Source organism: Microbacterium sp. PAMC22086, assembly GCF_019443525.1.
In the GTDB taxonomy this organism is placed as follows: Bacteria; Actinomycetota; Actinomycetes; order Actinomycetales; family Microbacteriaceae; genus Microbacterium; species Microbacterium maritypicum.
Map to the genome: position 1 here is coordinate 1773917 of NZ_CP080380.1, position 13245 is coordinate 1787161.

The window sequence follows — 13245 nt, forward strand, 5'->3', positions numbered from 1 at the left end:
GTCACACCATGGCTGAAAGCACAACGACCAAGAAGACCGGCTCGACGAAGGGCGCGGCGAAGACGACGAGGCAGCAGAACGCCGAAAAGGGATTCACCGCCTCGACGACGCTCGCGAACAACCTGCAGGCGGTGCTCGTCGACCTGCTCGATCTCGCGATCCAGGGGAAGCAGGCGCACTGGAACGTCGTGGGGCGCAACTTCCGCGACACGCACCGTCAGCTCGACGAGATCATCGACGACGCGCGCACGTTCAGCGACACGATCGCGGAGCGCATGCGCGCCCTGCACGCCGTCCCCGACGGACGCAGCGCGACCATCGCCAAGACGACGTCGCTTCCTGAGTTCCCTGCGGGCGAGGTGTCGACGACCGAGACGATCGACCTGGTCACCGAGCGCCTCGAAGCCGCAGTGGGCACGGTGCGCGACGTGCACGACGCCGTCGACGAAGAGGACCCGACCTCGGCGGATCTTCTGCACGCCATCATCGAGCGGCTCGAGCAGTTCGCGTGGATGGTCAGCGCCGAGAACCGGAGCCCGGCAGGCCGCTGAGGGCACGCGCGCTCGCGGGGCGCCGCGTCATTCCGACGCACCTCCGCGGGCGCGGGGTCTGCCGCGCATGATGCGCGGCAGCGCCACCCAGAGCGCCGCCACGAGAACGAGGGCCGCGACGAGCGCGACGATCCCCGCCGTGCGGTTGACCGTGAAGTCCACGATCAGGGTGGTCACCCCGATGGTGAGCGCGCCGATCACGACCAGGTCGATGCGGACGATCCGGGCGGCGATGCGGACGAGGTCGGGCTTGCGGCGATACCCGAACAGCGCGCGATGCATCCCCACCGGCGCCAGGGCGAGGATGGTCGCCACGGCGGCGAGTGCGACGAGGATGACGTAGACGTCGCGCTGGAGTTCGTCCATATCGGTGAACCGGGGCTGGAACGCGACCGCCAGGAGGAAGCCGGTGAGGATCTGGGTGCCGGTCTGCATGACGCGCAGCTCCTGCAGCAACTCATCCCAGTTGCGATCAGCGCGTTCGTTCGCGGTCTCGTCCCGTCCGTCGGCACGATCGTCGAGCTCGTGCTCGCCACCCGAAGAGTCTGCTGTCATGGACTCAGTGTGGTTTCCCGGCGCGGGTGCTGTCCAGGTCTTCCCGCGGGAGGCGCAGCCTACGCGGCGTCGGGCTCAGTGGTGGCGGGGAGCTCTTCGCGCAACCGCGGCTCGGTGCGTCGTTCGGGACGCACGCCGGCTTTGTCGGCGTAGAACGCGCGGATCCGGTCCATGTCCGCCCCTACATCCCCGGTCAGGTCGATCGTCGGCCCGAGCCCCGACGTCATGGTCGTCCTGTCGACGAACCCGAGGGTCACCGGCATGCCGGTCTCTCGCGCGATCCGGTAGAAGCCCGATTTCCAGTACTCGTTGCCGCCGCGGGTGCCGTCCGGGGTGACGACGAGACCGAACACGGTCCCGGCGTGGACCTGTCCCACGACATCGTTCACCACGCGAGCCGGGTCGGAGCGATCGACGGGGATGCCGCCGAGGCGTCGCATGATCGGACCGCGCCAGCCGCGGAAGAGGCTCTTCTTGCCGAGCCAGTGCACGTCGATGTCGAGCCGCCACGCGATGGCGAGCATCAGGACGAAGTCCCAGTTCGACGTATGGGGTGCCCCCACGAGAACGGTCGGACGTGTCGGTGCGGCCTCGCTCACGAGCGTCCATCTGCTGAACGCCCAGAACGTGCGGGCGAGGAGTCGTTTGAGCATGGAACAACCGTAAGCGAGAATCGCCGTCCGTCCACTGTCGAGGCGTCTCGCCCGGTTCGGCGCCACGTGCGTCGGGCAGGCGTACGATCGAGGGATGAAGAACACGCAGCAGGACTCCGTGCAGCAGGAAGCACCCCTCGGGCTGCAGCCGCTCCCGGACTCTCTGAACCTGCTCGAAGGCGACGCCTTCGGCTACTGCAGCGATGGCGTCTGCCACATCCCCGCACCGAAGAGCGAGTAAGAGGCAGACGCCATCGCGGGCCGTCTACGGACGGTCAGTGCCCTCCGTGGAGTCCCTCGCCGGCATCGTCTGCAGGCTTGCGGACGAACGGGCTGAGGGCCACCGCCGCGAGCGAGATGATCGCCGCGATCAGGAACGCCATGCGCGCGCCGGGGGCACCGGCGACCGCGGTCGACAGTCCCTCTTGTTCGCCGGCGTGCAGGATCGACGAGTACGTCACCAGCAGCAGCGCCACGCCCGCCGCGCCGCCGACCTGCTGCAGTGTGTTCAGCACAGCCGAACCGTGCGAGTACAGGGAGCGCTGGAGCGAACCGAGCGAGGCGGAGAACAGCGGCGTGAACGACATCGCGAGTCCGACCGACATGGCGGCCTGCACGATGATGAGGACCCACCACACGGTGTGCTCGCCCACGGTCGAGTAGAAGAACAGCGCGGCGGAGACGAGGATCGTGCCGGGGATCAGCAGCGGACGCGTGCCGCGCGCATCGTAGACGCGCCCCATGATCGGTCCGAGCAGACCCATCAGCAGCGATCCGGGGAGCAGGATCAGCCCCGACTGCAGCGGATTCAGACCGGCGACGTTCTGCAGATACTGCGGAAGCAGCGTCAGGGTGCCGAACATCGACAGCGCCAGGATCGACATGATGATCACGGAGAGGGTGAAGTTGCTGGAGCGGAACACCCGCAGGTCGAGCAGCGCGTCGTCGATGCGCTGCAGCACGAGCTGGCGCCAGACGAAGAGTCCGAGCGACAGAGCACCCACGACCAGCGAGACGATGCCGGTGGTCTCGCCCGATCCGCCCTCGCCGCCGAACTGGCTGAGTCCGAACACGATGCCGCCGAAGCCGAGCGCCGCGAGCGGGATCGAGAGCACGTCGAGCGGAACGGCTCGGGTCTCGCCGAGGTTCGTCATCCACTTCGCGCCCATGGCCAGGGCGATCAGGGCGATCGGGAGGATGATCCCGAAGAGGGCACGCCAGCTGGCGAATTCGAGGACGGCGCCCGCGAGCGTCGGGCCGATCGCGGGAGCGAGCGAGATCACCAGGCCGACACGGCCCATCATGCGGCCGCGGGACTGCGGCGGGACCACGTTCATGATCGTCGTCATCAGCAGCGGCATCATGATGCCGGTACCGGCGGCCTGGATCACGCGGCCGACGAGCAGCACCGTGAATCCGGGCGCGATGAGCGCGACGAGCGTGCCGAGCGAGAAGGCGATCATCGCGGCGATGAAGACCTGGCGCGTCGTGAACCGTTGCAGGATGAAGCCGGTGGTGGGGATCACCACAGCCATGGTCAGCATGAAGGCGCTGGTGAGCCATTGGCCGAGCTCGGGCGGGATGCCCAGGTCGGTGTTCAGATGGGGAATCGCGATCCCCATCGTGGTCTCGTTGAGGATGGCGACGAAGGCGGCGACCAGGAGGAGCCAGATCACCCGCATGTCCTTGCGGGAGATCTCGCCCCCCGCCGGTGCGGCGGTCGTGGAGAGGGAGCCGGTATCGACGGCAGACATGGGCGGCCTCCAGGGCGAAGAAGAATGGATATCGCGAGAGTTCGCAAGAGTTCGCAAGAGTCCTTCAGCGTAACGGCAGCCGCGGACATTTCATTCCGAACTCACAGATATCCGCGCTCGGCGCGGGCTCGGGTCTCGATGTCGTCGTGCGTGGGTACGCTGGCGCCATGAGCATGGGCGGAGGCATGGGTGGTGGACATCGCGGTGGTTTCCGCGGTGTCGATGAAGACGCGCAGCGGAGGCTGAACGCCGAGGCGCCTCGGATCAACGGGCTCGGCGCGCGGGTGGTGTCGTTGTTCCGGGCGTATCGCTGGCGCATCTTCTTCACGGGCATCCTGGTGGTGGTCGGGGCCGCGATCGCCGTCATCCCGCCCCTGATCGTGCAGCGCATCTTCGATGACGCGCTGTTCCCGGTGGCCGGGGGCGGGCCGCACCTCGAGCTGCTGGCCTGGCTCGTGGCCGCGATGATCGGATTGTTCCTGATCTCCGCGGTGCTGGGGGTCGCTCAGACGTGGCTGACCTCGACCGTCGGCAACAGCGTCACCGGAGACCTGCGGGTGAAGCTGTTCGAGCACCTGCAGGCGATGGAGCTCGGCTTCTTCACCCGCACCAAGACGGGCGTCATCCAGTCCCGACTGCAGAACGACGTCGGCGGCGTCTCCAGTGTGCTGACCAACACCGTCACCAGCATCCTCGGCAACGTCGTGACCGTGATCGCCTCGCTCGTCGCGATGATCCTGATCGACTGGCGGCTGACGCTGATCGCGGTGATCATGATGCCGTTCCTGATCTTCGTGCAGCGCAAGGTGGGCCAGGTGCGGGCCCGCATCGCGGGGGAGACGCAGGAATCCCTGTCCGAGCTCACCTCGATCACCCAGGAGACGCTGAGCGTCTCGGGCATGCTGCTGTCGAAGGCGTTCAACCGGCAGCGCACCGAGTCGGAGCGCTACCAGGCCGAGAACCGCAACCAGGTCACGCTGCAGGTGCGTCGGGCGATGAGCGGTCAGGGTTTCTTCGCGGTCGTGCAGGTGCTCATGGCCAGTGTTCCCGCTGTCATCTATCTGGTCTCCGGCTACTTGATCGCCGGCGGCACCGGTGCCATCACCGCGGGAACCGTCGTCGCCTTCACCACCGTGCAGGCACGACTTCTCATGCCGTTGATGGGACTGATGCGGGTGTCGCTCGACCTGCAGACGTCATCGGCGCTGTTCGCCCGCATCTTCGAGTACCTCGACCTGGTGCCGGAGATCGAGGATGCCCCGGATGCGATCACGGTCGACGAGGCACCGGGGCCACGGGGGCGTCTGGAGTTCGCCGACGTCGTCTTCCGCTATCCGGACGCCTCCGCCGATGCCAGACCGACGCTCGACGGGGTGTCGTTCGTGGCGGAACCGGGGCAGCACGTCGCGTTCGTCGGACCGTCCGGCGCCGGCAAGACCACGATCCTGTACCTCGCGCCCCGACTGTACGAAGCGAAGGGAGGCGCGGTGATGTTCGCCGGCGCCGACGTGCGCGCGCTCACCCAGGAGTCGATCATCGACCATGTCGGGATCGTCTCCCAGGAGACCTACCTGTTCCACGCCACCATCCGCGAGAATCTGCGCTACGCCAAGCCGGATGCGACCGAGGACGAACTGATCGCCGCGTGCACGGCCGCGAACATCCACCACATCATCGCCGGGTTCGAGCAGGGGTACGACACGGTGGTGGGGGAGCGCGGGTACCGGCTTTCCGGCGGCGAGAAGCAGCGGATCGCGATCGCCCGTGTGCTCCTCAAGGATCCGCCGGTGCTGCTTCTGGATGAGGCCACCTCCGCGCTCGACACGGTGTCGGAGCGCGTGGTGCAGGAAGCGCTCGACGAGGCGGCGAAGGGGCGCACCACGCTCTCCATCGCCCACCGGCTCTCGACAGTGATGGGTGCCGACGTGATCCACGTGCTGGAGGCCGGACGCATCGTCGAGTCGGGAACCCATGCCGAGCTCCTCGCACTGGGCGGACTCTACGCCGAGCTCGCAGCCGAGCAGGTGGCGGCGTCGCGCGTGCTCGACACCGAGGCCGCGGTCGAAGAGGCGGTGACCGGCGGCGCCCCGGCACCCCTCGCCGAGCGCCGTGCGGACAAGGCGCCTATCGACTCTGCGGGTGCCGATGCCGTCGCGGCCATCACCGCGGCGGTGCCGCTGTTGGCCGAGCCTCGTCCCGACGAGCGGATCTACCCGCCGGAGCCCTGAGCCGTCGGCGCCGGTCCCGGAGCACCGAGGCGCCTCAGTGCACCGACAGTCCGCCGTCGACGAATAGCGAGTGGCCGGTGACGTAGGCCGATCCCGCTCCGGCGAGGAACACCGCGGCCCCGGCGAAGTCGCTCGGCAGTCCGTTGCGTCCGATCATTGTGCGTGCCGCGAGCTCGGCGACCTTCTGCGGATCCTGCTGCAGGCGGGCGTTCAACGGGGTCAGCACGAAGCCGGGGACGAGCGTGTTGCTCGTGACGCCGGTTCCGCCCCAGGCCTCGGCCTCCGAGCGTACGAGCGACTCGACGGCACCCTTCGATGCGCCGTAGACCCCGCTTCCCACGAAGGCACGGTGAGCCTGCTGGGAGCTGATGTGGAGGAGTCGGCCGTATCCGCGCGCGGCCATGCCCTTCGCGTAGCGCTGGCCGAGCAGGAAGGGCGCGAGCGCGTTGACGGTCATCGTCGCGTCCCAGTCGTCCTCCGTGATCTCCGCGAACGGCGGACGGATGTTGATGCCGGCCGAGTTCACGAGGATGTCCGGCTCGCCGAACGGCATCTCCGCGGCCTCTGCGACGGCGTGGATCCCGTCCCGTGTGCCGAGGTCGCCGACGACCCCGGCTGCGCGGCAGCCGTGGGCACGCAGCTCGTCGACGGTCTCCCGGATGCGGTCCTCTCCGCGGGCGACGACGACCGTCGCCGCTCCGGCACGTGCGAGCGCTGTGGCGATGCCGCGGCCGATGCCGGAGCTGCCACCGGTGACGATCGCGGTGCGTCCGTCGAGCGAGAAGAGGGAGGAGAGGTAGTCGTTCACGCGTTCACCGTTCCGTCGTCGGGAGGCTCGTTCTCACCACGCGAGCGCGGCGGCGATGGCAGGGTCGGGCACGGCATCGGCGAACTCGGGAAGGGCGCGGAGTTCGGCGACGAAGGCCTCGACGTCGACCGCGTAGGCCGGATCCGGGTGCGCGTCGGCGATCTCGAGAAGCGGCACGCGGTCCATCGCCAGGATCAGCTCCAGCCGTGCAGTCACGGAAGCGTGCGCCCCGGCCTCATGCAGCACCCGGATGCCGCCGCGCAGCGCCGCGAGATAGTCCCGCAGAACGGACAGTTGCGCCTTGCTCTGGGTGATCGAGGTGCCGTCGGCTCGGAGCCGCCAGCGCACGACGACATCGGGGATCACGTCGAAGGCGCGTGCCCGCGTGTACATCAGCTGGGCGACCACCTGGTCCTCGTAGGCCACGCCTTCGGGGAAGCGCAGATCATGCCAGAAGTCGGTGCGACTCACCTTCGACCACGCGACGATGTTCGACACCGCCCGCGGGTGGGACTCGAGAGTGGTCGCGAGCCGCTCCGGCGAGGTCGCCGCCGAGACCCAGGGCTGCACGCGACCGGCGACGTAGCCGCCGCCGTGCGGACGCGAGCGCACGTAGGCACCGGCGACGAAGTCGCTTCCCGTCTGCGCGAGCGTTCCCGTCAGGCGGGCCAGGGCGTCCGGCAGCAGTTCGTCGTCCGCGTCGAGGAAACCGAGGTAGGGGGTGGAGACCTGATCGAGACCGACATTGCGCGCCGCGCCGAGGCCGCGGGAGGCCTCGTGTCGGATCGACGTGAACCGACGGTCATCGGCTGCGGCGGCGTCGAAGATCGCCCCCGTCTCGTCGGTCGAGCCGTCGTCGATGAGGATCGCTCGCCACCGCGACTCGGTCTGCGCGCGCAGAGAGTCCAAGGCGGCGGGGGCGAAGGCGGCGATGTCGCGTCCGGGGACGATCAGCGTCACGATCGGGGCGGAGGCAGTCACCTGCCGAGTCTATGGCCGCGTGTCAGCCCCGAGCCGCGCGCACCGACTCTGTGACGAGCGCGGCCAGTCGTACGGGAGCGTCTTCGGGCAGCGGAACGCGTCCGAAGGTGAAGCGCACGGCGGTCTGCGCCACCTCGGGCGCCACGGCGCAGGCGAGGAGCACATGGGAGGGCTCATCGCTGCCCGCCGCACACGCCGATCCGCTCGACGAGATGACACCGCGGCGCTCCAGCTCGAGCAGCACCGATTCCCCGCTGGTGCCAGCGAAGGTGAAGCTCGCCGTCCCTGGCAGACGATGCGGGGCGTCACCGGTGAGCACGGCTTCGGGGATGCTGTCGAGGACCAGGGCGATGAAGTGCCTCGTCGCCGCGCCGACGCGCGCGGCGACCACCTCGCGTTCGTGCTCGGCGATCTCCAGAGCCGTCGCAAGTGCCACGGCCCCCGCGACGTTCTCGGTACCGGAGCGTCGTCCGCGCTCCTGCCCGCCGCCGTGCAGCAGCGGCTCGATGGGCACCCGCCCGCGCACGGCCAGGGCGCCGATGCCCTTGGGTGTGCCGAGCTTGTGGCCGGCGATCGACACCGCATCGGCGCCGAGATCCCGCAGCCCCAGCCAGCCGGCCGACTGCACGGCGTCCAGATGCAGGGGCACACGGGCGGCCCGGGTGACGGAAGCCAGTGCCGTCGCGTCCTGGATCGTGCCGATCTCGTTGTTCGCGTGGCCGATCGACACCAGCGCGGTATCGTCGCGGATCGCCGCCGTCAGGTCGTCCGGTGCGATCCGCCCGCGCGCGTCGACCGGCAGCAGCGTCACCTCGACGGCATGGAAGCGTCGGAGGTATTCGGCGGATTCGAGGATCGACTCGTGCTCGATCGGTGAGATCACCAGATGACGTCGCCCTGCCTCGAGAGCCGCCAGCACGATGCCCTTCACCGCGAGATTGTTCGCCTCGGTGCCCCCTGCGGTGAACACGACATCGCCCGTGCGCCTCCCGAGGATCCGGGCCACCCGTGCGCGGGCATCGTCCAGAGCACCCGCGGCGGCTTCGCCGGCAGTGTGATGGCTCGACGGGTTGCCGTACACCCCGGAGAGATACGGGCCCATCGCCTCGAGCACCTCCGGTCGTACCGGGGAGGTCGCGGCGTGATCGAGATACAACATGCCAGGGTGCGACATCGGGGTCAGTCGATCCGCAGATCCAGGCCCAGGTCGAGGGCTCGTGCGGAGTGCGTCAGAGCGCCGACCGAGATCACATCCACCCCGGTGCGGGCGATGTCGCCGACGGTGTCGAGGTTCACCCCACCGGAGGCTTCGACGGTGGCGCGGTCGCCGATCAGGGTAACCCCCTCGCGCAGGTCGTCGAGCGAGAAGTTGTCGAGCAGCACGGTGTGGGCACCGCCGTCGAGCACCGCCTCGATCTGGTCGAGACGATCCACCTCGACCACGACGTGAGTCGTGTGGGGAAGGCGGGATAGTGCCTCGCGCAGTGCGGTCGCGAGGTCGCGGCCGGAGCGTTTCAGCACCGCGAGGTGGTTGTCCTTCGCCATCACGGCATCGGACAGCGAGTGGCGGTGGTTGCGGCCGCCACCGGACTCGACGGCATGACGCTCGAACGCGCGCAGCCCCGGCGTGGTCTTGCGGGTGTCGGCGATCCGGGCGCCCGTGCCGTCGATCGCTGCCACGTAGGCGGCGGTGAGAGTGGCGATGCCGCTCATCCGCTGCGTGAAGTTCAGTGCGACGCGTTCCGCCGTGAGCACGCTGCGCGCTGAGCCCGAGACCGACGCGAGGACGTCGCCCGCGGCGAAGTCGTCACCGTCGCCGACGTGCAGGTCCACCTCGAGAGCCGTGTCAGTGAGCCGGAACGCGGCGGCGAACACCTCACCACCGCTGAAGACCCCGGCCTCGCGAGCAACGAGATCGGCGGTGGCGGTGGCATCTGCGGGCAGCAGCGTGGTGCTGGTCAGGTCGCCCCAGGGGGCGTCCTCTTCGAGGGCCGCGCCGACGACGCGGTTCACAGTGGCAGTGGTCAGCATCAGACGGTCTCCAGGATCGATGAGGGGGCGTGCGAGCGCGCACCGGTTTCGGGAATGTGCGCGTCGACACGATGATGCGCGCCGACGGACGTCGTTCGCGCCAGCGCCGCAGACGCCGTCGACTCTGCCAGAAGCAGCAGGTTGGCGTCTTCGTGGGCGCTCGCCGTCGTCGGCGCTGAGCTCGATGAAGACCACGCCCGCAGCGTGCGGAGTGCGTGGGTGAGCCCCTCGCCCGTCCGCAGCAGTCCGACCTCGTCCCACATGAGCTGCTGCAGGGCGGCCCGGGTGAAGGCGGGCGCCCCCGTGTCGCGGCTCTCGTGCGCGCGCGGGTCGACCGGGCAGGACTCGTGATCGACCTCCGTCCACGGCTGCGTCAGGGCGGCAGCCGCGCGGGCCCCGAACACCGCGCCCTCGAGGAGCGAGTTCGACGCCAGCCGGTTGGCCCCGTGCACTCCCGTGCGGGCGACCTCTCCCACGGCGAGCAGACCGCGGACCGTCGTGCGTCCATCGAGATCGGTCACCACGCCGCCCATCAGATAGTGCGCGGCCGGTGTCACGGGAATCGGCTCACGCGCCCAGTCGAAGCCGCGCTCTCTGGTCACCCGGTCGATGGTGGGGAAGCGTCGCGCGAGGACGGAGGCGCCGAGCATCGTGGCGTCGAGCCTGACCGGTGCGCCCTGAGCCGCGGCGCGGCGGGCGATCGCCCGTGACACGACGTCGCGCGGTGCGAGCTCGCCGTCGGGGTGGCTGTCGAACACGAACCGGCGGCCCTCGTCGTCGATCAGCGTCGCACCTTCGCCGCGCACGGCCTCAGAGATCAGGAAGGCCGGGCCCGAGGCGAGGATCGTCGGGTGGAACTGGACGAACTCCAGGTCGGCGACCGCTGCTCCCGCGCGCAGCGCGGCGGCGATGCCGTCTCCCGTCGCTCCCGCCGGGTTCGTCGTGTGCGCATACAGGTGCCCCGCGCCCCCGGTGGCGAGGATCACCGCATCGGCCGACGTGTCGGAGACCGCGCCGTCGCGAAGGATTCGCAGACCGCGCACCGCACCCCCGACGCGCACGAGATCGATCAGGAAGGCGCGCTCGATGACATCGATTCGCGTCCGACGCACAGACGCGACCAGCGCTGCAGAGATCGCCGCTCCCGTGGCGTCGCCACCCGCATGCACGATGCGGGCGTGGCGGTGCGCGGCTTCACGTCCGAGCTGCAGCGAGCCGTCAGCCGCGCGATCGAAGGCGACGCCGCGGGCGATCAGCTCGGCGATCCGGGACGCGCCCTCCGCGACCAGCACACCGACGGCTTCCGGGTCGGACAGCCCCGCACCGGCGTCCATCGTGTCGTCGGCGTGCTGCGCGGCGGAGTCGCGAGGCCCGTAGATCCCGGCGACACCGCCCTGAGCGAGTCCGGTGCAGCCGTCGCCGAGGTCGCCCTTTGTGACGATCGTCACCTCGTGGCCGGACTCGTGCGCGTGGAGCGCCGCGGTGAGTCCCGCGATGCCCGAGCCGACGACCACGACGTTCATCGCGCGCCTGCGACCGCCGGAGGCTTCGCCGCGAGCATCCGCTCCAGTGCCACCCGTGCGGGATCGGCGACGTCTTCGGAGACGGTGATCCGGTTCGGCGTGCGGCCGGCGACCAGCTCTTCCAGCACCCAGGCCAGGTATCCGGGGTGGATGCGGTACATCGTCGAGCAGGGGCACACCACCGGGTCGAGGCAGAAGATCTCGTGCTGCGGGTACTGCGCCGCGAGTCGGCGGACCAGGTTGATCTCGGTGCCGATCGCGAACGTGGTGGGCTCCGTGGCCGCGTCGATCGCGCGGCGGATGTACTCGGTCGAGCCTGCCTCGTCTGCGGCGTCGACGACCTCCATCGGGCATTCGGGGTGCACGATCACACGCACGCCGGGGTGCTCGGCACGGGCCTGGTCGATCTGGCCGACCGTGAAGCGGCGGTGCACCGAGCAGAACCCGTGCCACAGGATCACGCGTGCGTCGACGATCTCTGTCGCGGACGATCCGCCGAGCGCTCGCCGCGGGTTCCACATCGGCATCTGCTCGAGCGGCACACCCATCGCCTTCGCGGTGTTGCGGCCGAGGTGCTGGTCGGGGAAGAACAGCACCCGGTGTCCGCGCTCGAACGCCCACTCGAGGACCGTCTGGGCGTTGGAGGAGGTGCAGACGATCCCGCCGTGCCGTCCGACGAAGCCCTTGATCGCTGCGGAGGAGTTCATGTAGGTCACGGGGATCACGGGCACACGCCCGTCGGCGTCTACGGCGTCGAGGTCGCCGAGCACCTCTTCGAGCTGCTCCCAGCACTCCTCGACCTGGTCGATGTCGGCCATGTCGGCCATCGAGCAGCCGGCGGCGAGGTTGGGAAGGATCACCGCCTGGTCGGGCTGTGAGAGCAGGTCGGCGGTCTCGGCCATGAAGTGCACTCCACAGAACACGATGGCCTCGGCGTCCGAGCGTCCCTTGGCTGCAGTCGCGAGCTGGAAGGAGTCCCCGACGTAGTCCGCGTGCTGCACGACCTCCTCCCGCTGGTAGAAGTGGCCGAGGATCACGACCCTGTCGCCGAGGGTGGCCTTCGCCGCCCGGATCCGCCCGTCGAGTTCCTCCTCCGAGGCTTCGCGGTACTCGACGGGCAGTTCGCCCTGTCGGGGTGCGCCGGTCGGGATCACATCCCCCATCGACGAGCCCGGTCCGTAGCCCGGTCGTGCGTCGAAATCCCAGGGGCCGGCTGCGAGATCGGTGGCGCACGTGGCATCGGTCGACGCTCCGCTGACGATGGCCTGGATCGCATGGTCGACCGAGGCGTCCAGGGGCGGGACAGCAGGAGCGGGTACGAAGGTGATGCTCATCGGGTGCTCGTTTCTTCGGGACCGAGCGGGCCACGATCGGCCAGCTCGACATCGGTGTTGTCGCGATACAGACGCGCGGGGCGGTGGCTTCCGGTGCGGAACCGGTCGGTGGGGAGCAGGTTGCCCGCTGCCTCCACCTGGCGGCGGAAGTTGGCGGGATCGAGGGTGCGGTCGAGGATCGCCTCATAGGCCTCCCGCAGCTCGGCGAGCGTGAACTCCGCGGGCAGGAATCCCTGCGCGACGCGGCTGTATCCGACCTTGTTGCGCAGTCGCCACAGTGCGTACTCGACGATCTCGGTGTGATCGAAGGCCAGCTGCGGCAGCTCGTCGACGTCGAACCACTTCACGTTCTCGGGGGCGGCGCCGGATGCGCGATGTGCTGCGCTCTGCGCCGTCACGTCGTCCTGTCGCAGCAGCGCCCAGTACACGATCGACACGACCCTGGTGGGGGAGCGGTCGACGGCGCCGAAGGCGTAGAGCTGCTCGAGGTAGCTGGGGGCGAGGCCGGTGGTCTCGGCGAGGGTGCGCGCCGAGGCGTCGACGGGCGACTCGGTCGGCGTGAGCCACCCGCCGGGAAGGGCCCATTGGTCGGCGAAGGGCTCGCGGGTGCGCAGCACGAGCGGCAGCGCGAGCACCGCGCGTCCGTCATCCGTGCGTCGCAACGTCAGAATGACCGTCGAGACCGCGACGCGGATGTCGCTGCTTTGAGTCATGGACACCTTAACCTCCGGGATCGATCTTAGTGTCATTCGCACCCTTAGTGCGCGTATATGACCACGACGGCGGTCGAGTCCGAAACGTTATCTGGCGGGCTCGGGGAGTCTTGT

13 protein-coding genes are annotated in these 13245 nt (G+C 69.4%); 3 read left to right on the plus strand and 10 right to left on the minus strand.

Translation table 11 applies throughout. The annotated features are described in order from the left end of the window. Nucleotides 1–8 precede the first annotated feature (8 nt). Nucleotides 9–551, plus strand: coding sequence for a Dps family protein (locus tag KY497_RS08945; RefSeq protein ID WP_141386683.1), 543 nt, complete (start codon nucleotides 9–11; stop codon nucleotides 549–551). A gap of 27 nt (nucleotides 552–578) precedes the next feature. Here KY497_RS08945 and KY497_RS08950 read toward each other — a convergent pair whose 3' ends face one another. Continuing rightward, nucleotides 579–1106 (minus strand): DUF6328 family protein, encoded by a 528-nt coding sequence (locus KY497_RS08950; protein WP_219868885.1) that lies wholly within the window; start codon nucleotides 1104–1106, stop codon nucleotides 579–581. A gap of 59 nt (nucleotides 1107–1165) precedes the next feature. After that, nucleotides 1166–1759, minus strand: a complete 594-nt coding sequence (locus KY497_RS08955) for a 1-acyl-sn-glycerol-3-phosphate acyltransferase (RefSeq protein WP_055864514.1) — start codon at nucleotides 1757–1759, stop codon at nucleotides 1166–1168. 94 nt (nucleotides 1760–1853) lie between these two features. Between KY497_RS08955 and KY497_RS08960 the strand changes: the two genes are divergently transcribed. Further along, a complete protein-coding gene (locus KY497_RS08960) occupies nucleotides 1854–2000 on the plus strand; it encodes a hypothetical protein (RefSeq protein ID WP_167497413.1) in 147 nt (48 codons plus the stop codon). 34 nt (nucleotides 2001–2034) lie between these two features. Here the strand turns inward: KY497_RS08960 and KY497_RS08965 are convergent, their stop codons facing one another. Next, complete coding sequence (locus KY497_RS08965; protein ID WP_141386681.1) at nucleotides 2035–3513, minus strand: MDR family MFS transporter; 1479 nt, start codon at nucleotides 3511–3513, stop codon at nucleotides 2035–2037. 173 nt (nucleotides 3514–3686) lie between these two features. Between KY497_RS08965 and KY497_RS08970 the strand changes: the two genes are divergently transcribed. Next, nucleotides 3687–5741, plus strand: coding sequence for an ABC transporter ATP-binding protein (locus tag KY497_RS08970; RefSeq protein ID WP_219870324.1), 2055 nt, complete (start codon nucleotides 3687–3689; stop codon nucleotides 5739–5741). Between the two features lie 34 nt (nucleotides 5742–5775). Here KY497_RS08970 and KY497_RS08975 read toward each other — a convergent pair whose 3' ends face one another. From KY497_RS08975 to KY497_RS09005, 7 genes are read right to left on the minus strand one after another with little or no spacing between them, the layout of a single operon-like run. Next, the gene (locus tag KY497_RS08975) at nucleotides 5776–6549 is read right to left on the minus strand and encodes an SDR family NAD(P)-dependent oxidoreductase (protein WP_219868886.1); all 774 of its coding nucleotides are present in this window, start codon (nucleotides 6547–6549) and stop codon (nucleotides 5776–5778) included. Between the two features lie 33 nt (nucleotides 6550–6582). Further along, nucleotides 6583–7530 carry a glycosyltransferase family 2 protein gene (locus KY497_RS08980; RefSeq protein ID WP_219868887.1) on the minus strand — a complete coding sequence of 316 codons (948 nt, stop codon included), beginning with the start codon at nucleotides 7528–7530 and terminating at the stop codon, nucleotides 6583–6585. Nucleotides 7531–7552: 22 nt separating this feature from the next. Beyond that, the gene (locus KY497_RS08985) at nucleotides 7553–8689 is read right to left on the minus strand and encodes a cysteine desulfurase family protein (RefSeq protein ID WP_219868888.1); all 1137 of its coding nucleotides are present in this window, start codon (nucleotides 8687–8689) and stop codon (nucleotides 7553–7555) included. A 20-nt stretch (nucleotides 8690–8709) separates the two neighbouring features. Further along, nucleotides 8710–9561, minus strand: coding sequence for a carboxylating nicotinate-nucleotide diphosphorylase (gene nadC / locus KY497_RS08990; RefSeq protein WP_219868889.1), 852 nt, complete (start codon nucleotides 9559–9561; stop codon nucleotides 8710–8712). Then, nucleotides 9561–11084: an L-aspartate oxidase gene (gene nadB / locus KY497_RS08995; protein ID WP_219868890.1), complete on the minus strand. Its 1524-nt coding sequence runs from the start codon at nucleotides 11082–11084 to the stop codon at nucleotides 9561–9563. The genes nadC and nadB overlap by 1 nt, the downstream gene beginning before the upstream one ends. Beyond that, complete coding sequence (nadA, locus tag KY497_RS09000; protein ID WP_141386676.1) at nucleotides 11081–12418, minus strand: quinolinate synthase NadA; 1338 nt, start codon at nucleotides 12416–12418, stop codon at nucleotides 11081–11083. Before nadA ends, nadB begins: the two co-directional genes overlap by 4 nt. After that, nucleotides 12415–13131, minus strand: a complete 717-nt coding sequence (locus KY497_RS09005) for an NUDIX domain-containing protein (RefSeq protein ID WP_055864489.1) — start codon at nucleotides 13129–13131, stop codon at nucleotides 12415–12417. Before KY497_RS09005 ends, nadA begins: the two co-directional genes overlap by 4 nt. Between the last annotated feature and the right edge of the window lie 114 nt (nucleotides 13132–13245).

What these genes read in the sequence shown, in the direction of transcription:
- KY497_RS08955 (WP_055864514.1), bottom strand. Translation starts at nt 1,759, where the DNA reads ATGCTCAAACGACTCCTCGCCCGCACGTTCTGGGCGTTCAGCAGATGG.
- KY497_RS08950 (WP_219868885.1), bottom strand. Translation starts at nt 1,106, where the DNA reads ATGACAGCAGACTCTTCGGGTGGCGAGCACGAGCTCGACGATCGTGCC.
- KY497_RS08960 (WP_167497413.1), top strand. Translation starts at nt 1,854, where the DNA reads ATGAAGAACACGCAGCAGGACTCCGTGCAGCAGGAAGCACCCCTCGGG.
- KY497_RS09005 (WP_055864489.1), bottom strand. Translation starts at nt 13,131, where the DNA reads ATGACTCAAAGCAGCGACATCCGCGTCGCGGTCTCGACGGTCATTCTG.
- KY497_RS08965 (WP_141386681.1), bottom strand. Translation starts at nt 3,513, where the DNA reads ATGTCTGCCGTCGATACCGGCTCCCTCTCCACGACCGCCGCACCGGCG.
- KY497_RS08985 (WP_219868888.1), bottom strand. Translation starts at nt 8,689, where the DNA reads ATGTTGTATCTCGATCACGCCGCGACCTCCCCGGTACGACCGGAGGTG.
- KY497_RS08945 (WP_141386683.1), top strand. Translation starts at nt 9, where the DNA reads ATGGCTGAAAGCACAACGACCAAGAAGACCGGCTCGACGAAGGGCGCG.
- nadC (WP_219868889.1), bottom strand. Translation starts at nt 9,561, where the DNA reads ATGCTGACCACTGCCACTGTGAACCGCGTCGTCGGCGCGGCCCTCGAA.
- nadB (WP_219868890.1), bottom strand. Translation starts at nt 11,084, where the DNA reads ATGAACGTCGTGGTCGTCGGCTCGGGCATCGCGGGACTCACCGCGGCG.
- nadA (WP_141386676.1), bottom strand. Translation starts at nt 12,418, where the DNA reads ATGAGCATCACCTTCGTACCCGCTCCTGCTGTCCCGCCCCTGGACGCC.
- KY497_RS08970 (WP_219870324.1), top strand. Translation starts at nt 3,687, where the DNA reads ATGGGCGGAGGCATGGGTGGTGGACATCGCGGTGGTTTCCGCGGTGTC.